This is a genomic window from Sorangium sp. So ce693 (genome assembly GCF_051521375.1).
In the GTDB taxonomy this organism is placed as follows: Bacteria; Myxococcota_A; Polyangia; order Polyangiales; family Polyangiaceae; genus Sorangium; species Sorangium atrum.
In genome coordinates this window covers 9239370-9261292 of record NZ_CP150347.1, presented here as the reverse complement: position 1 = coordinate 9261292, position 21923 = coordinate 9239370, and the positions used below count along the sequence as shown (strand labels likewise).

Here is a 21923-nt window from a genome sequence, read left to right as displayed (position 1 = left end):
CTCCCGCCAGACGGCCGGAATCACCGCCATACGGGCTCCCCAGGACGCCGTGATGGCCTCTCGCCCCAGGGCGGCTCGCGCTTCAGGGCGGCTGTCCGTCGAGCCAGCCCTGCGCGAGCGCCAGGATCCGCGCGTTGTTGGGGACATCGCGCAAGAAGCGCTCGCGCCAGACAGGATCGCCGATCCTCCCGGCCCGCACGAGCAGCCCGTTGCGGGCCAGGGCGATGGCGCCCTTGGCCTCGGCCATCTGGCCCGTCGCGGCCAGCGCCTCGGCGTGGACAAGGCGCACCAGCGGGCCCTCCTCGTCACGGCGGCCCGACTCGAGCAGGGACAGGGCCTCCGTCGTGGCGGCGAGCGCCTCGCCGGCGCGCCCGAGATCGAGCAGCGCGCGCGCGCGCGCCGCGATGGCCGCGGGGAGCCGCTCCGGCACCCCCCGCGCGAGCGCCTCGGCCGCCTGCGCCTCCGCCTCGGCGAGCGCGGGCTCGCCCGCGAGGAGCAGGACGCGCGCGAGCTGGAGCCGGCTCTCGCACTCCCGCCGCCGGTCGCCGCGGCGCGTGAGCGCCTCGATCGAGCTCCGCAGGGCCGTCCTCGCCGCGTCGACCTCGCCCGCGTGGGCCAGCGCGAGGCCGAGGTTCTGCAGCGCGTTCGGGACCCGGTCGTCGAGCGCCATCCGCTCCGCCTCCTCGAGCCCGGCGCGCAGCACCCCCGCCGCCGCCTCGAAGTACCCGAACTGGACGTAGCAGAGGCCCATGTTGAGCCGCGCCCGGCACGCCTCGCGGCGATCGCCGATGTCCTCGAACGCGGCGAGCGCCGCGCTCATGCTCGCGATGCAGGCGCTCGGATCGCCGTTGTGCTGCCGGAGGAGGCCGTGCAGGTAGAGGAGCTTCGCCTCGATCATGAGATCCGCGGCCGACGCGTCCTCCGTCGCCCGCTCGACCGCGTCGATCAGCGCGTCGACGCACGCGTAGCGGCCGCCGAGCAGGAGCACGATCGCCCCCTCGAGCAGGCAGGCGTTCCTCGCGATGCGCGCGCCGTCGAGCGGCTCCGTGCCGAGGACGACCATCATCCAGCGCTCGACGCGCTCGTAGTGGCCCTGCTTGTGCCCCGCCCCCGCGAGCTGCGTGAACGCCGAGAACCACGCCACGGAGCCCGGCACGAGGTGCCGCGTCGCCTCGATCCCGCGCTGCTCCGCGAGGGCCGGCTCGCCGCGCCAGAGCAGCGCCTCGGCCTCGACGAGCCGGAGCGCGCCCACAGCGGCCGGATCCGGCCTGCAGGCGATGCCGCGCTCGGAGCAGGCGATCGCCTCGGCGAGGTCGTTGCCGCGCAGGGCGTTGTCGGCCGCGCGCAGGTACCACTCGGCGGCCTTCTCGGGCTCCTCGCCGCGCTCGAAGTGCTCGGCGAGGGCCCTCGGATCGCCCTCGCCGGCCGCCTCGAGGAAGCTGCCCGCGAGCGCGTGGCCGATGCGGAGGTCGCGCGCCGTCAGCATGCCGTAGGCGGCCTCGCGGACGAGCGCGTGGCGGAAGCAGTACTCCGCGTCGTCCCGCGGCCGCCCCTCGCCCCGCCGCACGATCACCTCGCGCCGGAGCAGCTCCGCGAGGACCTGCGCGATGTCCGCGCTCCCGAGGAGCGCCGCGACCGCGCTCGACCTGAACGTCTCGCCGAAGATGCTCGCCGCCCTGAGGAGCCGCCGCGCCTCGGCGTCGAGCGTCTCCAGCCGCGCCTGCACCATGGCCACCACCGTCTCGGGCTGGCCCTCGCTCTTGCCCTCGGCGGCCGCGCGGATCTGCTCCTCGAGGAAGAACGCGTTGCCGTCCGCGCGCTCGACGAGCCGCCCCACGAGATCGTGCCGCGCGTGCGCTCCCAGCGCCTCGCGCACGAGCCGCTCGCTCGCGCGGCGCGGGAGCGGCGTGAGGTGGAGCTCGTGGGCCAGCCGGCCCTCCCACAGCTTCGGGAAGAGCCGGCGCACGTCGGGCCGCCCCAGCGCCAGCACGAGCAGCGGCATGTCCTTGAGCTGGCGCAGCGCCTCGTCGACCATCGTGACGGTGGGGAGGTCGCCCCACTGGAGGTCCTCGAGCACGAGGAGCACGGGCCCCGCGCGGCACGCCGCCCGGAGGAAGTCCTCCCAGGCGAGGCGGAGCTGGTCGCCCATCAGCACGGCGTCGCGCCGCGCGAGCCGGAGCTGCACGTCGTGCTCGTCGGGGAACGGCGCGCCGACCAGCTCGCCGAGGAAGGCCGCGACCCGCGGCGCGTCGGTGCCCCCGTGCTGCTCCACGCGGCTCCGGATCTTGCGCTGCCGCGCCTCCAGGGGCTCGCCGTCCGCGACGCCGAGCGCGTCCCGGAGCGCGCTCGCGAGCAGGCCGAAGGCGGCGCCGGCGCCCATGGGGTCGCCCTGGCCGATCCAGACCTCGAACCTGTCTCCCCGCTCGCGGAGCTTGCGGATGAGCTCCTTGCGCAGGCGCGACTTGCCCATCCCGGCCTCGGCCGTCACGAGCACCGCGCCCGCGGCGCCCTCGTCGATGCAGCGATCGACCTCGGCCACGAGCATGGCGAGCTCGCGCTCGCGGCCAACGTAGGTGGTCGGCTTGCCGAGCAGCTGCGCGGTCCGCTCGTCGCGCGCCCCGTGCAGGACGCGGCCCGCGGCGTCCTCGGTGACGTCGAACCGCATGCCGATGAGGCCCGCGGTCACCTCGTCGATGCGGACGCCCGCGGGGAGCGAGCCGTCGTCGTGGGCCGCGAGCATCTGGAAGGCGCGGTCGATGAGCTCGCCGACGGGCACGCGCGCCGAGAGCTCCGCCCGGCCGGTGGCGAGCGCGACGGGCGCGCCGCCGAGCAGCTCCTGCAGCGCGAGCGCGCACCGGGCGGCCCGCGCCGCGAGGTCGGTCGGCGCGCCCGCGCCGGACAGCACGATGAGCGGCGAGCGGCCCTCGAGGAGCTCGAGCTCGCCGCGGTACTGCTCGGCCACGTCATGCAGCTGCCAGAGCTCCGCCTGGCGCGGCTCCGACGCGGCGCCTGCGTCGTCCCGGCGCGGCTCCGACGCGCTGCTTGCGTTGCCCCAGCGCGGCTCCGCCGCGCTGCTTGGGTTGCCCCAGCGCGGCTCCGCCGCGCTGCTTGGGTTGATAACGCGCTCGCGGGTGACCACGAGGCAGGTCACGCGCCGCTCGCCGGTCGTGAGCTCCACGGCGCGCGGCGGGAAGGAGCGGGGCCCGCCGACGCTGCTCTCGGGCGCGCCGATCGTGGCGAGCTCGGCCGCCACGGCGCCGCCGTCGGCCGGCCGGTCCAGCGGGGATTTCGCCAGCATGCGGGCGACGAGGTCGTCGAGCGCGGCGGGGGTGCCGGGCCGGAGGTCGCGCGCGCGGGGCGGCTCCTCGAGGAGGACCTTCATCAGCACGGCGAGCCCGGCGTTGCCCTGGAAGGCGGCGCGGCCGGTGAGGCAGCGGTAGAGGATGCAGCCGAGGGCGAACACGTCGGCGCGGGTGTCGACGCTGAGCTCGCCGCGCGCCTGCTCGGGGGCCATGTACCCGGGCGTGCCCAGGACGAGGCCGGCGGCCGTGAGCGGCTCGTCGGCGACGGCGCGGGCGAGGCCGAAGTCGATGAGGTGCACGCGCTCGAGCGAGCCGTCTTCGAGCAGCAGGTTGCTCGGCTTCAGGTCGCGGTGGACGAGGCCGAGCCTGTGGACGGCGCCGAGCGTCCTCGCGACGTGGAGGCCGAGATCGAGGGTCTCCTCGAGGGTGAGGCCCTGGCGGGTGAGCCGGTCGGAGAGCGTCTCGCCGTCGAGCCACTGCATGGCGAGGAACGGCTGTCCCCACGCTGTGGCGCCGTGCGCGACGTAGCGCACGACGCCGGGCACGCGGGCCGCTGCGAGCACGTGGGCCTCGCGCGCGAAGCGGACGAGGTGCTGCGCGCTCTCGGTGGTCAGGAGCTTGATCGCGACCGCCTCGCCGGTCTCCTGATCGCGGGCCCGGTAGATGGCCCCCATCCCGCCCGAGGCCGCGAGGTGCTCGATGCAGAACCGGCCGTCGATGATGTCACCTGCCTGCATCGCTCACCGAGGACCCGGACGAGGAGCCTCGCCGGCGCGCAGCCTGCCAGCGGGGTGAGCGCTGCGTCCAGTGCTCATTGGAGCGGGTGCGCCGCGGCCAAGCGGGCGTACGTCTTAAGGAAAAACCCGGTCGGGGAAACCGGCGGCGGCCGTGCGTCGGACGGGGCGCGGCGCGCGGCGCGGTCGTGGGGCCCTGTTCGGGGCCGTGGTCGAGCGCGTCCCTGCGCCGCTACCCCAGCAGCCGCTTCCACTGCTCCGTCAGCCGCTGCGCCGACACGGGGACAGCCGCCTTCAGCTCGGGCGCGAAGAGCGACACCCGGAGCTCCTCGATCAGCCAGCGGAACGACTCGAGCTCTTCCGCGGGCACGCCCTTGTCGCGCAGCCCATGCTGGTGCTTGAGGTAGTCCTGCCAGAACGGCAGCACCTGCGCGGCCTTGCTCTGGTCCTTCTGCGGCCCGTTGGGCAGCCGCTCGAGCCGGATCTGCGCGGCGCGCAGGTACCGGGGCAGGTGCGCGAGCCGATCGACCGGGGCGCGCGAGAAGAGCCCGACCGGCAGCAGGAAGTCGACCTGCGTGCGCACGTCGTCGAGCGCCGGCCTCGACGCGCCCGGCTTCCCCGTCATCGATCGGAGCATCGCCTGCACGCGGTCGAGCTCGACGCCGATCTCCCGCGCCAGCCCCGCGAGCTTCCCCAGCACGCCCTGCAGCGACCCGCGGCCCTTGTCCAGGCGCGCGAGGAACGCGGCCTTCGTCCTCGGAAAGGCGCCGGGATCGCCGAGCTGGAACGCCTCGTCGAGCGCGCGCAGCGCGATCTGCCGGGCGAGGCCTGGCTCGCCCGGGGCCACCTTGGCGCCGAGGCCGCTCACGGCCACGGCGCTCCGCAGCGGCTGCTCGAGCTGGCTCATCTTGCCCCCGAGCTGCAGCAAGAGGAGCCGCCGCAGCCCGGCGCGCGTCGCCTCGGCCGCCGCGGCCCTCGAGGCGAGCACGCGCACCGACACGGACGTCTCCCCGTCGATCAGCGCCGGGTAGCCGAACACCTTGTGGCGCCCGGCGTCGACCTGGACGCGCTCGGGCAGCGCCTCGACGCTGAACGACGTGAGCCCGTCCCGCTCCAGGCCCGCCTTGCCGACTTTCGCCCAGGCCTCGCGCGCCCGGCCGGACAGCCGCTCCTTGAGCTCCCGGAGCTCGCGCCCCTCGCCGATCACCCGGCCGTCCTCGTCGACCACGCGGAAATAGAAGCGCAGGTACGGCGGCAGATCCTGGGGCCGGAACGCGTCGGCGGGCACGCGCTCGGCGGTGCGGTCCTCGACCGCGCGCGCGAGGACGGCCCGCAGCGGGCCCTGGAACGGCCGTAGCTCCGCCGCGATCTCCCGGGCGACCTCGCGGAGGGGGGCGAGCGGGACGAGCGCTTTGCGGAGCGATTTCGGCAGCGACTCGAGCAGCTGCGCGATCTTCTCGGCGTGCCACCCGGGGATCATCCACTCGAGCTCGTCGGGATCGGCCTGCGGCAGGAGCACGAGCGGCAGCGAGAGGGAGATGCCGTCGTCGTCCTCGCCCGGATCGAAGCGGTACGAGAGCGGCACGGCGGCGCCGTAGAGCTCGAGCGAATCGGGGAAGCGCTCGGGCGTGAGCTCCGCGGCCTCGTCGAGCAGGACGTCGGCGAGCGACAGGTGGAGCGCCCGCGGGTCCTCCGCCTCGGCCTCCTTCCGCCACGCCTCGAACGTCTTGCCGCTATAAACGCCCTCGGGGACACGCCGGTCGAAGAAGAGCTCGAGCGCGTGCTCGTCGGCCAGCATCTCGCTCCTCCTCGCCTTGTCGCGCAGCCGGCTGACCTCCTCGAAGAGCCGCCGGTTCGCGTCCATGAACGGCGCGCGCGTCGCGTACTCCTGCCGGACCAGCGCGTGGAGGAGGAAGATCTGGCGCGCGGACTTCGGGTCGATCGCCCCGAAGTCGACCCGCCGATCCCGCGCGATCGGCAGCCCGTACAGCGTCACCTGCTCCCGGGCCATCACGGCCGCCGGCTTCGCGGCCCAGTGCGGGTCGCTGTGGCTGCGCTTGCAGAGCGGCCCGGCCGCGGCCTCGATCCACGCGGGATCGACGGCCGCTGCCATCCGGGCGAAGAGCTGCGACGTCTCGACCAGCTCGGCGGCCATGATCCACGCGGGCGGCTTCTTCGCGAGGCCCGACGAGGGGTGGAGCTGGAAGCGCGTCTGCCGGGCGCCCAGGTACACCTTGTTCTCCTGGTTCCACATGCCGATGCGGCTGAGCAGCCCGGGCAGCAGCGCGCGGTGGATGGCGTCGCCCTTCGCGGGCGCGTCGTTCGGCGAGAACTCCATCTCCTTCGTGATCCGGCTGATCTGACGGTGCACGTCGGCCCACTCGCGCATGCGGAGGTACGAGACGAAATGGTCGCGGCAGGCCTTCCTGAGCTGGTTCTGGGTCAGCCGGCCCTGCGCGTCCTGGTAGAAGCTCCACAGCTTCAGGAGCCCCACGAAATCCGAGGCCTCGTCCTTGAACTTCCGGTGCGCGTCGTCGGCCTGCTTCTGGGCGGCGAGCGGCCGCTCCCGCGGATCCTGCACGCCGAGCGCGGCGGCGATGATCAGCACCTCGGCGAGCGCCCCCTCGCTCTCGCCGCCCAGGACCATCCGGCCGAGCCGCGGGTCGAGCGGCAGCCGCGCGAGCTTCCTGCCGATGTCCGTGAGCTCAGCCGCGTCGTCGAGCGCGCCGAGCTCCTCCAGGACCCGGTAGCCCTCGTCCACGGCGCGCTTCGACGGCGCGTCGAGGAAGGGGAAATCCTCGATGGCGCCGAGCCCGAGCGCCTTCATCTGGAGGATGACGCCCGAGAGGCCGACGCGCAGGATCTCCGGATCGGTGTACGCGGGCCGCCCCCGGTCGTCCTGCTCGTCGTAGAGCCGGAAGCACACGCCGCTCTGCACGCGGCCCGCGCGCCCCTTGCGCTGATCGGCGCTCGCGCGCGAGATGGGCTCGATCTGGAGCTGCGTGACGCCCGTGCGCGGGCTGTAGCGGTTGACGCGGGCGAGCCCGGAGTCGATGACGTACACGATGCCCGGGATGGTGAGCGACGTCTCCGCGACGTTGGTCGCGAGCACGATCCGCCGCCCCGGCAAGGACTGGAACACGCGCTGCTGGTCGCCCTGAGGGAGCCGCCCGTAGAGCGGCAGCAGCGTCGTGTGCGGCAGGCCGTGGCGCGTGAGCTCGGCCATGGTGTCGTGGATCTCCCGCTCTCCGGGGAGGAAGACGAGGATGTCCCCGCGCGGATCGATCGAGGTGATCTCCTCGACCGTGGCGGCGACGGCGTCGGCGATCTCGGCCTCCCCGCTCTCCGGGCGGCGGTGGATGACCTCCACGGGGTACGTGCGGCCGGAGACCTCGATGACCGGAGCGCCGCCGAAGTAGGCCGCGAACCTGTCGGTCTCGAGCGTCGCGGAGCTGACGATGACGCGGAGATCCGGGCGCCTCGGCAGCAGGCGCTTGAGGTAGCCGAGCAGGAAATCGATGTTGAGGCTGCGCTCGTGGGCCTCGTCGATGATGAGCGTGTCGTAGCCCGAGAGCCGCGGATCGCCCTGGATCTCGGCGAGGACGATGCCGTCGGTCATGTACTTGACGTACGTGGCCGGGCTCGTCCTGTCCGAGAAGCGGATCTTGTAGCCGACCTCCTTGCCGAACTCGACGCCGAGCTCCTTGGCGACGCGGGCCGCGACGCTGGTCGCGGCGATGCGGCGCGGCTGCGTGACGCCGATCCGGCCGGAGAGGCCGCGGCCCATGGCCAGGCAGATCTTGGGGAGCTGCGTCGTCTTGCCCGAGCCGGTCTCGCCCGCGACGATGACGACCTGGTGCGCCTCGATGGCCCGGGCGATGTCGAGCACCCGCGCCGAGATGGGCAGCTCCTCGGGAAAGCGGACCGGGCCCCCCGAAGCGGGCGGGGACGAGGTCCGGCCGCTGGAAGCGGGCGTAGCGGATGACTGCTCTTGCGGAACGCGGGGGCTCACGGTGCGCGAGGGGGTAGCACCTCTCGCCGCGGGATGCCGTCCGAAGCCGCTCGCTCGCCACCCCGCGCGCCCATCGCGCTCCTGCCATCGATGGTCTGCTCTGTAGGCCCTCGAATCTGCTCCATCGCTGCGACACGCACGGCCACGTGCACCGACGTCACCGCGGTCCCGCGCCCTGCCATGAGCCCCTCGGACCGGCGCTCTCGTGGCCATCGTTCTCGCCTGGACGTGCATCGAATTGCGCCGGTACCCTCATGGCCGTCAGCGCATGCCGCGCAGTGCCGTTCGTGGCGGCAGGTTTACGGCGAGGCGTCCATCGTTGCTGCCTGCATGCCTTGCGGGATAGACGCACGCCCCTGGCCAAGATCCTCGGGGAGGTGCCCCGGTCGATAGGCAACAAAAAGGGCGAAGCGCGAGTCAGAATCGGCTTGGAATTCCTTCTCCCCCTGATCGTCGTGGACAGCGACGTTGAGCTCGCTGGAGCCGATCTCGACGCCCTCCTCGCGCCCTCGACGTCAGCGCCCCGAGATGTCCGCTGACCGACCCTCGATCGCCTTCGTCCGAGCCTTGACAGTTTTCTTGTACTACAGATAATTAGGCCGCTGTTTGCTGCCATCAATCGATTCGGGGGAGGTCACAGATGAGATTGCGCGACAGAGGACTGTCGGTAGGCGGTTCGTCGCTGGTCATGCTGGGCATGTTGCTGATTGCAGGCAGCAGCGAGGCCGCCACGTGGTACGTCAAGGCTGATCCGCCGCATGCAGGCAACGGCTCGAAGAATCGGCCCTTCAACTCGTTACAGGCCCTGGAGGCTCGCTCCGGCCCCGGCGACACCCTTTATGTAATTCAGTCCCATGGCGTGCTCGACGGTGGGATTCAGCTGAAGGACGGACAACAGCTGATTGGATTGGGCCCCAAGGTGACGGTCGCCAACCCCCATAGCGCCCGCGCGACGCTCACCAATACGAGCGGCGCCCGCTACGACGGAGACGTGATCCGGCTGGCCAAGAACAACGTGGTTCGGAACATCCATATCGACAACGCGTTCCGCTCGTCGATTCTCGGTATCAACGCCGAGAATCCACGTATCGAGGACAACCTGATGACCAACGACATGGCGGTCCACGATCTGTTCGAGATCGAGGGGCCGGCGCCCTCGACGTGCAGCGGCACGACGTGCACCGGCGAATGGCCGAATGGCTACATCCTCTTCGCGCCTCAGACGAACCACTTCGGCGCCATTACCCTGGTGTCGTGCGGTCCGGACGCGCGGGGGATGCCGAAGCTCGATGTGCAGCTGCAGACCCAGAGCTACTGCAGCTTTCTCGGCGCACCGGGATCGATCGCCGACGCTGGGACCGTCACCATCAAGAGCAACGTGATTCGCGACAGCAATTCTGACGGGATCATGCTCATCGACGACACGGGCGTGACCTCCACGTTCGACGTCGATCACAACGTCATCAAGGACCTGTCGCAGGACCTTCCCGATCCGACGACGGTCGGGATCACCGACCACGTGGTCCGGTCGAGAGGCATCACGCTCATCACGATCGACCACTCCGTCTCGAACTTGGAGTTGACCAACTACGACGCGTCGAATCTCTCGCCGTTCGGAACGTTCGCGGCCGACGGCCTGGTGTTCCTGGCCTGCGGCTACAGCCCCCTCGTGGACGCGGACGTGTGGGACGTCTCGATCAGCAATCCGTTCCTCACGGGCGACAACGCCAACGGCGATTCGATCGAAATCCAGCACCACGCGAGCGCGGACGGCATCCTGAACGTCGACATTCGCCGTGCTCATCTGAGCGATCCAGCGAGCACGAACGTCAAGCTCATCGATGCCGCCAACCCGCAGAACGGCACCTACAATGTCTCGATCAGCGACTCCGTTCTCAGCAACAGGAACACGAACGGCATCTACGACCCCGTGACCAACAACAACGGCAACGAGGACGCGCAAATTCGGTACAGCGGGACGGAGACGCCTCAGACCAAAGCAATTAATCTCACCGTTCGGAACGTCGATATCTCGGGCCTCGGCCGCGGGATCGGTTTGAGGGTGGCACCGACCCGGACCGTGAACACGAACAAGATCGACCAGCTTCACGTCCTGGTCGAGAGCTCCTCGTTCGAGGACCTGACGGGAGAGGCCGTCTACTGGTCGCAGTCGAGTAGCGTGCCGATTGGATCGGATGGCGGGGCTGTCATCGATCTGGGCGGCGGGACGCTCGGGAGCGTCGGGAACAACCGCTTCGTCAACAATGGCGTACCCGGCAATCTGCCGCCAGGAGTGAATCCAGCCGGCATCGATCCTGTCGCGCCGGTCGACGGGGACGTGTCGGTCTCGTTCTCGCCGGCAGACGAGGTGCCGGACTCGCGCATTTACCTGTTCGCCGAGCACAACTACTGGGGAGGCGGGGCGCCGGTCATCTCGACGACCCCGGGCGGGGCGCCGATCACGGACATCTATTTCACGCCGCCTGGTGTCGTCTTCGAGGGCGTCACCGATTATTTGACCGTGGATCCGCGGCCCTAGCGCCTGGGAGAGCCAACTTCGGAGGAGTTGGCTTTCGGCGTTCTTTCACTTGAACGTGATGTTGGACACGTACTGGTTTACGTTCCAGCCGTTTCGCCCCGTGACCTTGTTGCCCTGGATGGTGAAATTGTCGAAGTGAATCCCATTGAAGTTCACGGTGCTCGACTTGCCGTGAATGTAGATCTCTTTGTTCACGGCAGAGGCAACATTGTTGATGAACACTTCCTTGACCGTGGCCCGGTTGGGAGCGTTGCGCCAGGTCGCCGTTGCATCTTCTTCGAAGTCGATGATCCTGCCGTCGACCGTCTCGACCCTGACGTCCTGCCAGGTGATGTTCTGGATGACAGCGGTGTCGTCCGCGTTGATCCCGAGGGCCCGGCCGGCCTTGACGACATCGATGTCTTTGAAGGTGATATCCTCGATCACCTGACCGTAGGTCTTGGTTCCGATCTTCGTCGCCGCTGAGTTGCTGTAGGCGACCACCTTCTCATAGGTGATGCCCTTGGTGTCCAGCTTGCCTTCTTGCTCGCGCTTCGGCGACATGCTGTCATCACCGCTGTAGATGAAGGCGTTGTAGAGCTTACCGTTCGTGGAGCAGTCGAAGTCCACTCCGTCGGTTTGGTTGTAAGCTGTTGTGGTGGGGCGGCGATTGATCACCTTGAAGTTCTGGATGGTCACCTTGTCGCTGTCGAAGATCAGCGTGTTCCAGAAGACTGGATCGCGCACGACGATGCCGTCGACCAGCACGTCCGTGCTGTCGTCGATCCGGAGGGTGTTGATCTTGAAAGAGGGTGTATCGTTGTTGGTGCCACGGATCTTCGAGCCGTTGCCGTCGATCACCCCCCGCCCGAGGAGCTTCGTGTTGCTCACCTTGTTCATGTGAACCACGCCGTGGGAGGTGTTTTCGACGGCCGGTGCGCCCGTGCCATTGTAGTCGCCCGTGCTGGTCGAGCCGTCCAGGATGGCGCCGGCCGCCAGATACATGGTCATGTTGCTCTTCAGCCACAACTCCCCGGTCTTGTAGCGTCCCGGAGGCACGTAGAGGATGTTCTGCGCGGATCCGGAGGCGGCGTCGATGGCGGACTGCACCTTGGAGGTGACGAGCGCTGCGCCCGTGTTGTCCACGCCGTAGTCTGCGAGGTTCTTCACGTCGGCGTCGCCCAATTTCGGCGGATCGACCTCTTGGTCGTCAATGAGGACGAACAGCAATTCCTTCGAGGCGATCTGCAGGATCAAGTAGTTGGGCCCGCTGTCGAAGGTGAGCGTGTCACCGTTTTTGGTCGCCGACAGCATTCGGCTCTTCGGGCTCAAGGTGTAGGAGCTGAAGCCGCCGTTCACCGTGACGGCGACGGTCGCCTTGCAGCCGCTTGCCACGCCGAAGTGGGCGTAGTGCACCTGCATCTCCTGGCCAAACTTGGTCATCTTTTCGACGAATTGCGCCGCCCCGTTGGCCGTCACGGTATAGAGCGGGCTCTCGGAGGCGCCGGGAAGGGTAGGGTAGGTCATCACTGCCCCGTCGGAATCGCAATCGATGGGCGCGGCCCCGCCGGAGCCTTCACCCGTCTCACCGCCCGAACCTCCACCCGTCTCACCGCCCGAACCCGAGGTAGCCCCACCATCCGCGGCACTGCCGCCCGCGTTGGTCGCACTGCCGCTTCCGCCTGCGCCATTGCCGCCGACCTCACCTCCGCCGGTGCCTGCTCCTCCGCCGGTGCCCGCTCCTCCGCCGGCCGTGCCGCCGCCCGAACCTGGAGGAATGACCGTGCCGCCGCTGCTCGTTCCGCCTCCGCCGTCATCGCCGGTTCCGGAGCAGCCTGCTCCGAAAGCCAACGAGACGCCCACTGCGAGGCCCATCATGGTAGAAAGGTTCATCTTCGCTCCTCCAAACCGCAGCGGCCACCTTGGCGCTCGCGCGTCAATATTGCAGTGACGCAAGCGGATAGGACAAGCAAACACGCTCCGCAAAGTCGAGATTCTCGGAGCCGTTCCTGACTCGTGCAGTCCGAGTGTACGAGATCATCGACAGAACAATCCTCATGCGATGAGACAGGCCTTCCACTCGTGAAACGCCTGCGATTACCGCGATGTAGCACCAAGCGGAAGGCATCCTACCGTATGGCTGTACCGTACTGAGCTCGTCCCAACGGCCGCCGTCGCGGTTCACGGCGCGTCGAATCCAACATCAGCCCACGGCAGCACAGCGCCCAGCGCAGTCGACACCCGCTCGCGCTCGACCTCGCCATGCACCATCGTCAGCAGCGGCCTGGAACGTCGGTCGGCTCGCCGAGCGCGGTGAGGAAGCGGGCGATGTTGCTCGGTTCGGTGATCATGGCGACGAGCTTCATCCTGCCCTTGCAGGCCGGGCACTCGAGGACATCGAGCGCCATACCGCATGTCCACTTGTACACCCAGAAGCTTCTCAGTCGGGGCCTCTGCGGACATGGGCCTCCCGGCGCTCCGCGAGGGTGCGAGCGTCCTGCCCTGAGCTACCCCCCTTGCGCGCCCCGCGCAGAAGTCGACGAGCGCTCCCGCTTCAAGGCGCCGGCGCCGCGTCCCCGAGGCCGTCGGCGGCCCGCCCGATGCGCTCCAAGATCTCGCCCACCTCGTCGTCGGAGGTGTCGTGCTCGACCCCGGCGTACTCGCGCAGCTCCGCGGTGTACCCGGCGAGCCGCAGCTCGGCGATCGAGGCGCGCGCGCCTCGGGTTGGCACCGCCAGGTCGGAGGCGCCGTGGAAGGCCGTGATCGGCGGAAGCGTCGCCGGGCGCGGCCCCGAGCTCAGCGCCGCCGACGGGTAGAGCGACGGCGGGAGCAGACCGCTGATGGGGAAGGCGGCCGCCAGCGCCTCGGGGTGGGTGACCGCCAGGGCGAAGGTCATGATGCCGCCCTGCGAGAAGCCGGTGACGAGGGGCTGGCCGACGGTGGGGCGGGCGGCTACCAGGGCGGCGAGCGCGGCGGCGATCCGATCTGCTTCCCGCGTGACCAGGGGGGCGGCGACGTCGTCGCTGACGGAGTCGTACCAGATGTACATCCCGCCGCTCGGGTGGCCGTACGGGAGGATGAGCCGGGCGCGGCGGCGGTAGCGCCGGAGCAGCTGTAGGAAGTCCGCGGGGTCCCCGCCCATGGGGTGCAGCGCGACGATCATCGGCACCCGCTCGTCGGGTCGCGCCCCGCCCGTCATGTGCTCGAGGTAGCGCACGCCCGCGATCTCGCCCCGGATGGTGCTCCCCGGCGCTCCCGCCGGCGGCGGAGGCGCGACCGGCCCCGCTGACGGCGTCTCCGACGACGGACGCGCGGCCGCCGACCCCGCTGGGGGCGCCGGCGCCGGCTCGCGGCTGCACCCAGGCCGCGCCAGGAGGGCCACGCCGATGAAGAGGAGCAGGCGCAAGCGAAGGGGATCGGCCGACGGGTGGCGCATCGGTACAAGAGAATCGTGACGTTGCGGAGCGCGTTGGCTTGTCCTATCCGCAGGGACCCTCGCCGGAGTCGGGACGGAAGACGGAGGCCTCGGTCTGCCCGTCTCGGATCTTCAAGGCGACTGTAGCACGTGACCTCGTTATCCTCGTGCGCGACGGCTGGGGAGTTGACGGGGTATCGAACGGGCGCCCCGGCAGCGCTCAGCGCGCCGCGGCGGGGGTCGGGAAGAAGCGATTGGGGGGCCGCGCGAGCCCCAGGTTCTCGCGCAGCGTTCGCCCTTCGTACTCACGCCGGAACAGGCCCCGGCGCTGGAGCTCGGGGACGACGCGATCGACGAAATCGTCGAGGCCGCCCGGCAAGTAGGGGAACATGATGTTGAAGCCGTCGCAGCCGTTCTGGACCAGCCACTCTTCCATCTGGTCCGCGATGGTCCCGGGCGTGCCGACGAACGCGAGCCCCCCGAAGCCGCCGAGGCGCTGCGCGAGCTGCCGCACCGTCAGCCCTTCTCGACGCGCCAGCTCGATCGCGCGTTCGCGCCCGCTCTGGCCGGCGTTCGTGGGCGGGATCTCGGGGAGCGGCGCGTCCGGATCGAACCGCGATGCGTCGCAGCCGAGCGCGATCGAGAGCGAGGCGATGCTGCTGTCGAAGTGCACGAGGCTGTCGAGCCGCGCGCGCTTCTCCTGCGCCTCCTGGACGGTGTCCCCCACGACGACCAGCGCGCCCGGCAAGATCTTGAGCGTGTCGGGGTGCCGCCCCAGGCGCTCCAGCCTGCCCTTGACGTCGGCGTAGAAGCAGCGCGCGCCTTCCAGCGTGGATTGCGCCGCGAACACGACCTCTGCGGTCTCGGCCGCGAGCTGCCGGCCTGCTTCCGAGGCGCCCGCCTGCACGATCACCGGCCAGCCCTGGACCGGGCGCGCGATGTTCAAGGGACCGCGCACCGAGTAGTGCTTGCCCCGGTGATCCAGGACGTGCAGGCGCGCCGCGTCGAAGTAGATCCCGGCCTCGACGTCGCGCACGAACGCATCGTCGGCGAAGCTGTCCCAGAGCCCGGTGACCACGTCAAAGAACTCGCGCGCGCGCCGGTAGCGCTCGTCGTGCTCGACGTGCTCGGTGAGCCCGAAGTTCAGGGCTGCGTCCGGGTTCGCGGTGGTGACGATGTTCCAGCCGGCGCGCCCGCCGCTCAGGTGATCGAGGGACGCAAAGCGCCGGGCCACGTGGAACGGCTGATCGAACGTCGTCGACGCGGTCGCCACCAGGCCGATGTGCTCGGTGGCGCCGGCGAGCGCGGAGAGCAGCGTGAACGGCTCGAACGACGTGACCGTATGGCTGCGCGCGAGGGCGTTGAGCGGCATGTTCAACACGGCCAGGTGATCGGCCATGAAGAACGCGTCGAAGCGAGCCTGCTCCAGGCGTTGCGCGAAGCGCTTGAGGTGCGCGAAGTTGAAGTTCGCGTCCGGGTAGGCCCCTGGGTAGCGCCAGGCGCCGGTGTGAATGCTGACCGGGCGCATGAACGCGCCCAGCTTCAGGGTGCGTGCGACCACCGTTGAACCCCGAGCCGCGCGAGCGGCCACTTCGAGCATTTCGCCTTCATGCGGAGTGTCTACTATAACGGATTCTACGACGCTAGGGCGGATGGCGACCCGGGTTGGCCGACCAGCGGCGGCCCGGCGGCCCGACCCAGGTTGCCGGCGGGCGGCCCGACCCAGGTTGCCGGCGGGCGGCCCGACCCAGGTTGCGGCGACCCGACCCAGGTTGCGGCGACCCGACCCAGGTTGGGCGACCCGACCCAGGTTGGATTGCACGCAGCCAGAAATCTCTGACAAGGTGGAAATCCACTGCCACCAGCCTTATTCGCTCGTGCTGAACCCTCCTCGCCCCGACACCTCGCGAACCGACGGCTGTCCGAACGATGCGCAACCGTACGATCGTTGCGCAAGATCGCGTGATCGCTCAAGCCACCGAATCGCGCCATCGAGGTGATCGCCTCGTCGTTCCCCACGATGAGCGTCATGGCCGCCTGCTTGCAATGTCCTCGCGTCGAAGCACCTGGCGCACGCGTCGTGTACGCGCCTCCAGCGTCATCAGCCAAACAACGAGGACCACGACCCATGAACCGATCGCGCAAGAACCGGATGACTCCCACGATGCATCGGTACGCTCCGCCGGGCGCCCTGCTGCTCGCCGTCGGGCTCTTTCCCGCATGCGCGACGCAAGGCGGACCCGATGAGTCCGACTCCGACACGCTCGGCGCCGGGCTCGCCTCGGGCGCGACGATGACCTGCTCGAAGCTGACCGTCCTCAAGGGGTCCACCGGAGGCCAGGGCGCTCAGGCCCTGGCGACGAAAGATCTGAGCGGCACGGCCGACACGTGGAGCAAGTATGTCGAGTTCAACCCCGGCAGCCAGGCTCAGTGCGAGTACGCATTGCCGACCGGCGCCTCGGACGCCGACGTCTCGGCGCTCAGCCTGTCGGTGAACTACCGAGGACCCGCGAAGGCCCAGATGCTCTGGACCTTCGACGCCTGGGACTACAGCACCAGCACCTGGGTCAAGATCGGCGACAACGCGTTCGCTTCGTCCTGGGCCTGGAGCGCCGCCACCCTCGCGCTCCCGTCCCCGCACGCTCGGTTCGTGTCGGGCGGCAAGCTCAAGATCCGCTATGGAACCACGAGCACCGCCGACGCGTCCGACGTCGACCTGCTGGTCCTCAACGCCACCCTCACCAGCGGGCCGCCGCCCGAGTGCGTCCCCGAGACCGACGCGCAGCTCTGCTCGCGGCTCGCCAGGAGCTGCGGCCCGCTCTCCGCCAATGACAGCTGCGGCAACCCCCGCACCGTGGCGAGCTGTGGAACGTGCTCTGGCACCCAGACGTGCGGCGGTGGCGGGTCGCCCGGCGTGTGTGGCGACGCCGGCTCCACCTCCGATCCCGACCCCACCCCCGGCCCGGTGGCCGGGGCGTGCGGCGATCGCTCGAGCGGCAGGACCATCACCGTCGCGCCATCGGGCGGCGACCACAGGACGATCCAGGCCGGCCTCAACGCGGCGGCCGCGGGCGACACCGTTGTCGTCAAGGCAGGCACCTACAACGAGAAGGTCTCGTTCACGAGGAGCGGCACCGCTGCAGCCGGCTGCATCACCCTCAAGGGCGAGGCCGGCGCGATCCTCGACGGGACGGGCAAGAGCGGCGTCGGCATCGACATCTCCAGCAAGAACTACATCAAGGTCACCGGCATGACGGTGCAGAACTTCAAGGGCAGCGGCGACACGCCGATGGGCATCAGCGTGAGCGGCAGCTCGAGCTTCCTCGAGATCCGCAACAACCTCGTGCACCACATCGAGAGCTCCCAGGACGCTCACGGCATCGCCTTCTACGGGACGTCCGCGACGCCGATGACCGACCTCCTCATCGACGGGAACGAGATCCGGAACTGCAAGCTCGGCTCGAGCGAGGCGATGGTCCTCAACGGCAACGTCACCAAGTTCGTCGTCTCGCGCAACACGGTCCACGACAACGACAATATCGGCATCGACTTCATCGGCTTCGAGGGCACCGGCCCCTCGGGCTCGGACCAGGCGAGGGACGGCGTGTGCGTGGACAACATCGTCTACAACATCTCCTCGGCCGGAAACCCCGCGTACGACGGCGAGCGGTCGGCTGACGGCATCTACGTCGACGGCGGCAAGGACATCGTCATCGAGCGAAACAAGGTGGACTCGAGCGACATCGGCATCGAGATCGCCAGCGAGCACGCGGGCAAGACCACCAGCAACATCACCGTGCGGAACAACTTCGTGTCGCGGAGCTACCAGGGCAACATCATGATCGGCGGCTACGACACGAGCAGGGGCAACGCGGCGGACATCGCGGTGCTCAACAACACGCTCTACCAGGGCGCCGGCGGCGAGATCATCCTCCAGAACAACTCGAACGGCGTGCTCATCCAGAACAACATCCTCCGCGCCACGTCGGGCAACGACTACGTGAGCAGCGGCAGCAACAACAGGAACGTGACCGTCGACAACAACATCTTCTTCGGCGCGAGCCGCACCTCGGCGGGCGCCTTCTCCGACCCGCACGCGAGGTTCGTCGACCCGCTCCTCGTCGGGCCCCCGTCCGACCTCCACCTGACCAGCGGCTCGCCGGCCGTCGACGCTGGCATCGATCTGGGCAGCCGGAGCGGCGCCACCGACATCGACGGCGGCGCGCGGACGAGCGGCGCGCGCATCGACATCGGCGCCGACGAGCGCTGAGGCCGCGCCGACTCCGCGAGGCGCGGGGTCACGCAGGCCGGGTCGGGCGCCCTCGCCAGCAGGGTACAGCTATACGGTAGGATGCCTTCCGCCTGGTGCTGCGTCGCGGTAATCGCAGGCGTTTCACGAGTGGAAGGCCTGTCTGAATGAACGTCGACAGCCCCCGATCCGGCGCCTGAGATCAGCGCAACCTGCCCTCGATATCATATCATCCCACGTTCGCTGACTGTCGAAATAGGTCTTCATCCGCCGGGCGAGCGTGGGGTTCTTCGCTCGCGGGCGCGAGCCCATCACGGTGTCGCGGCGAGGGCAACGGCTTCCCAGCCGATGGACGCGAAGGAACGGCGGTTACGGCCCAGCCCGGGCGCATCGGCGCAATGGGCGTTGCCGCAGGCCGCATCCAGGTTCGTCACGCATTTCAGCAGGCCGACCTTGGGCACTTTCCGGACGAAAGCGCTGCGGGCGAGGTGGTAGGCCGGGGCCTCGCCCCAGATATTCCGGCGCATCTCCGCCAGTTCCTCTTCCCGGTAAGCCGCCAGCGGTTTCCGCCGCTCGTCGGTGGCCCGTTCGGCCCGCTTGCCCTCCAGCCAGGCGTGATGATGGCCGCTGCTGGCCAGCCGCTCGGCGATGCGGCCGATCTGCTCGTGGAACTGGGAGAAATGGCTGTCGCCCAGGTCGTCCTGCACGATGATGTCATCCACCAGGCCGATCGCCTTGGCCTCGCGGATGCCGAGCGGCAGGCAGCGCTCGGTGAGCTCCACGGCCTTGGCCAAGCCCACCCGCTTCGGCAGGGAATAGGTCCAGTATTCGGAACCGTAGAGCCCTCCCATGCCTTTGTAATGCGGGTTGAGGACGATGCCGTCGCGGGCGAGCACCCGGTCGGCGGCCAGGGCCATCATCACCCCGCCGGCTCCGGCGCTGCCGTACATGGCGGCGATCACGATCTGGTCGGATGCGGTCAGGATGGCCTCGCAGAGGTCATCCATGGCATTGATGTTGTTCCAGGACTCCTGGGCCGGGTCGGCGGCGGCCTCGATCAGGTTGAGGTGGATGCCGTTGGACCAGAAATCCCGCCCGCCCTGCAGGACGATGACCCGGGTGGGGCGGCGGCGGGCGAACAATACAGCCTGCTCCAGGCGCCGGCAGTGGTCGGTGCCCATGGCGCCGTTGTAGAAACGGAAATTCACGTAGCCGACGCTGTTCTTCTCCTCGTACCAGATGTCGCGGAAAGTCTTGCCCCGGGTGAGGGCGTCGATGAAGAGCGGCAGCTCCGGCACCTCCTGCATCGCATCGGGACCCAGCACCATGGCCGCAGGCAGCTTGAACCGCCGCTCCTCCGGGCCGTTCTTCGGCCTCAGGTGGGAAATCCACACGGCCCCGTCCACCGCTGCCCGACAGACGGCGCCATGGCGCTGGGCGATGATGTCCCCCGGCTTGCCCACCAGTGCGCTCTCCTCGTGGGCACCGAAGAGATAGACCTCTTGGCCGGCGATCTCGTCCAGCACCCCCGGTGCGCCGTCCCCGGTCCGCACCTTGCGGAGGATGTCCGCCACCCGGTCCGACTCCCAGTCGACGCGGCGCTGGGCCTGCTTCAGCACAGGCCGGAAATGGCCCATGGGCTCGGCCCGCGAGTAGTCCAGGGGCGCCGGCACGAACATCCGGCTCTCGAAGCGCTGCACCGCCACCTCCATGGCATTCACCGCGCAGCGGGTGATCTCGTCCCGATACAGGCTGCTCTTGCTGCCCTCGCGCATGGCGCAGCGGTAGGTGGCCCAGATGGGGCCGGAATCCATGTGCTCGACCGCCTCCACGACGGTCACACCCCACGCGGTTTCCCCGTTGTAAATGGCCCAGTCCAGGGAACTGGGACCACGGTCGCCGACGATGCCCGGGTGGACGATCAGGCAGAGCGTTCGGCTCCAGATGTCACGCGGAATGACATGGGCCAGCATGGGGCAGAGAATCAGATCGGGCCTGAACTGCGCGACCACTTCGCGCATCGCTCCCGCGGTCGTCGCCGCGGCAACACCCACCTGATGGCGATCCTTGAAGAGCACGTACGCCTGCTGGGTCAGGCTGTTGAAGCTGCTGGATAGCAATAGTAGTCGCATGGTTGCTCCGGACGGTTGATGGGCTTCAACAGGATTGATTGCCATGGAAAGTACCGTCGGAATGGCGGCTCATGTGCATGCGCCGCGCCAGGGCGTCGACGCTCAGGTTGGCCTCGGGATGGGCGTCGATCCAGGCCTGCAGCTCCCGGAAATCCCGCCGGGCGCCGGAGCTGTTGTGCAGGGCCACGTTGAACTGGGACTGCCCACCGGGTCGGTTGGGGAAGACCAGCAGCCAGCGCCCCACCATGGCGGTCGCCTCCGGCCCGAAATCCTCCTCGATCATGCAGAGGGCGAGGTCCATGCCCGCCGTGACGCCACCCGAGCTGTAGCGGGAGCCGTCACGGAGGGCGAGACGATCAGGTTCCACCCGGATGTCCGGGTATTCCTCTGCCAGTTGCTGGCACCAGTGCCAGTGGGTGGTGGCGCGGCAGCCGTTCAGCAGCCCGGCCTCGGCCAGCAGAAAGGCGCCGGTGCAGACCGAGCCGATCCGCCGCACCCGCTGGTCCATGCTCCGGACCCAGTCCACCAGGACCGGATTGATGCGGGCCCGGTCGATCCCAATGCCGCCCGTCACCAGCAACGTGTCGATGTCGTTCCCCACATCGGCAAGGTCATGGTCCGCAATGATCTGGAGCCCTGACATGGTCCTGATGGGTCCCGCCCGCTCGGCGATCACCGAAAATCGGTACGCCATCCAATCGGGATTGCAGGTGAGGTGGAGCCAGCAGTTGACGAAGGAGAATACTTCCAGTGGACCGCACACATCCAGGATCTGGCAGTCGGGGAAAGCCAGCATGGCAATGTGGCCGGTCTTCGGTGAGGTCGTCGGGGTGATGTCGGTCAAGGCCACCTCCTCGGACTGGGATTCCGCGCCGATTGGGGCCTGGGCTGGATGGTGCGGCGGCTTGCGCCTGTCGGCAATGTCAAAGATCCCACCTTATCTGCCAACGACCAGCCTCGGCGCCGGGATTCGTATCGCGCGCTCTTGTCCTGCCTGACCGACGCGGGCGGTAGCCGCACCTGAAAGAGGCCGCGCGCCGGGCGATCCCTGGGTATCAGGCTAGTTGTCGCTTTCCTGGATCTAGCAAGGGTAGAAGGACCTGGATAGGGCGGAGTTGGAGCCCGCGTGCGACGACCGTATTCAGCAGCATTTCGAGCCAAGATGATCCAGCGAATGACCGGTCCCAACAGGTGACGGCAACGGAGCTCGCTCGTGAGGTCAAGATCCCGCAGCCGACCTTGTCAAAGTGGCATGCCCTCTCTCAAGCAGTCATGCCGCAGGGAGGAACGCCCAACGACCTCAAGCAGCTCGCCGGACCGGTACGATCGGCCGGCGACAAGGTCCGCATCGTGCCGGCTGCCGAGCGGCTCTCCGACAACGAACTGGGCGCGTTGCTGAGGCGCGAAGGCGTGCACACGAGCGAGTTGGAGGCGTGCGGTAGTGGTCCTGCCGGCGCGCGCGTCCGGGATCTACGCCGCGGCGATGCTGGGTTCGCTGGCGACCGCGATCCTGCTGTGGCGGCGCAAGTCCGCGCCCCGCGCCGCCCAGGCGCCTCAGGAT

10 protein-coding genes are annotated in these 21923 nt (G+C 69.3%); 2 read left to right on the top strand and 8 right to left on the bottom strand.

Annotated elements, in window-relative coordinates:
• Positions 1–82: 82 nt before the first annotated feature.
• The gene (locus WMF14_RS34600; protein WP_437793149.1) at positions 83–4039 is read right to left on the bottom strand and encodes a serine/threonine-protein kinase; all 3957 of its coding nucleotides are present in this window, start codon (positions 4037–4039) and stop codon (positions 83–85) included.
• Between the two features lie 229 nt (positions 4040–4268).
• Positions 4269–7925 carry an ATP-dependent RNA helicase HrpA gene (gene hrpA / locus WMF14_RS34595; RefSeq protein WP_437793147.1) on the bottom strand — a complete coding sequence of 1219 codons (3657 nt, stop codon included), beginning with the start codon at positions 7923–7925 and terminating at the stop codon, positions 4269–4271.
• 811 nt (positions 7926–8736) lie between these two features.
• On the opposite strand from hrpA, the gene WMF14_RS34590 reads away from it, so the two are divergent.
• Positions 8737–10587, top strand: a complete 1851-nt coding sequence (locus WMF14_RS34590) for a hypothetical protein (protein WP_437793145.1) — start codon at positions 8737–8739, stop codon at positions 10585–10587.
• 45 nt (positions 10588–10632) lie between these two features.
• Here the strand turns inward: WMF14_RS34590 and WMF14_RS34585 are convergent, their stop codons facing one another.
• The 4 genes from WMF14_RS34585 to WMF14_RS34570 form a co-directional block, all read right to left on the bottom strand.
• A complete protein-coding gene (locus tag WMF14_RS34585; RefSeq protein ID WP_437793143.1) occupies positions 10633–12459 on the bottom strand; it encodes a glycoside hydrolase family 28 protein in 1827 nt (608 codons plus the stop codon).
• Positions 12460–12839: 380 nt separating this feature from the next.
• A complete protein-coding gene (locus tag WMF14_RS34580) occupies positions 12840–12995 on the bottom strand; it encodes a hypothetical protein (protein WP_272095307.1) in 156 nt (51 codons plus the stop codon).
• 125 nt (positions 12996–13120) lie between these two features.
• The gene (locus tag WMF14_RS34575; RefSeq protein WP_437793141.1) at positions 13121–14002 is read right to left on the bottom strand and encodes an alpha/beta hydrolase; all 882 of its coding nucleotides are present in this window, start codon (positions 14000–14002) and stop codon (positions 13121–13123) included.
• Between the two features lie 199 nt (positions 14003–14201).
• Positions 14202–15581 carry an LLM class flavin-dependent oxidoreductase gene (locus WMF14_RS34570; protein ID WP_437804349.1) on the bottom strand — a complete coding sequence of 460 codons (1380 nt, stop codon included), beginning with the start codon at positions 15579–15581 and terminating at the stop codon, positions 14202–14204.
• Between the two features lie 528 nt (positions 15582–16109).
• Here WMF14_RS34570 and WMF14_RS34565 point away from each other — a divergent pair.
• Entirely contained in the window at positions 16110–18251 is a 2142-nt protein-coding gene (locus tag WMF14_RS34565; RefSeq protein ID WP_437793140.1) for a right-handed parallel beta-helix repeat-containing protein, read from the top strand.
• A 290-nt stretch (positions 18252–18541) separates the two neighbouring features.
• On the opposite strand, the gene WMF14_RS34560 is transcribed toward WMF14_RS34565, so the two are convergent.
• On the bottom strand, positions 18542–20407 hold the full coding sequence (locus tag WMF14_RS34560; RefSeq protein ID WP_437793139.1) for an enoyl-CoA hydratase-related protein: 1866 nt from the start codon (positions 20405–20407) through the stop codon (positions 18542–18544).
• Positions 20388–21206 (bottom strand): GlxA family transcriptional regulator, encoded by an 819-nt coding sequence (locus WMF14_RS34555; RefSeq protein WP_437793137.1) that lies wholly within the window; start codon positions 21204–21206, stop codon positions 20388–20390. Before WMF14_RS34555 ends, WMF14_RS34560 begins: the two co-directional genes overlap by 20 nt.
• Positions 21207–21923 lie beyond the last annotated feature (717 nt).

Coding starts and splice junctions, on each gene's coding strand:
- WMF14_RS34600 (WP_437793149.1), bottom strand. CDS start 4,039: ATGCAGGCAGGTGACATCATCGACGGCCGGTTCTGCATCGAGCACCTC.
- WMF14_RS34590 (WP_437793145.1), top strand. CDS start 8,737: ATGCTGGGCATGTTGCTGATTGCAGGCAGCAGCGAGGCCGCCACGTGG.
- WMF14_RS34585 (WP_437793143.1), bottom strand. CDS start 12,459: ATGAACCTTTCTACCATGATGGGCCTCGCAGTGGGCGTCTCGTTGGCT.
- WMF14_RS34575 (WP_437793141.1), bottom strand. CDS start 14,002: ATGCGCCACCCGTCGGCCGATCCCCTTCGCTTGCGCCTGCTCCTCTTC.
- WMF14_RS34570 (WP_437804349.1), bottom strand. CDS start 15,581: ATGCTCGAAGTGGCCGCTCGCGCGGCTCGGGGTTCAACGGTGGTCGCA.
- WMF14_RS34565 (WP_437793140.1), top strand. CDS start 16,110: ATGAACCGATCGCGCAAGAACCGGATGACTCCCACGATGCATCGGTAC.
- WMF14_RS34560 (WP_437793139.1), bottom strand. CDS start 20,407: ATGGCAATCAATCCTGTTGAAGCCCATCAACCGTCCGGAGCAACCATG.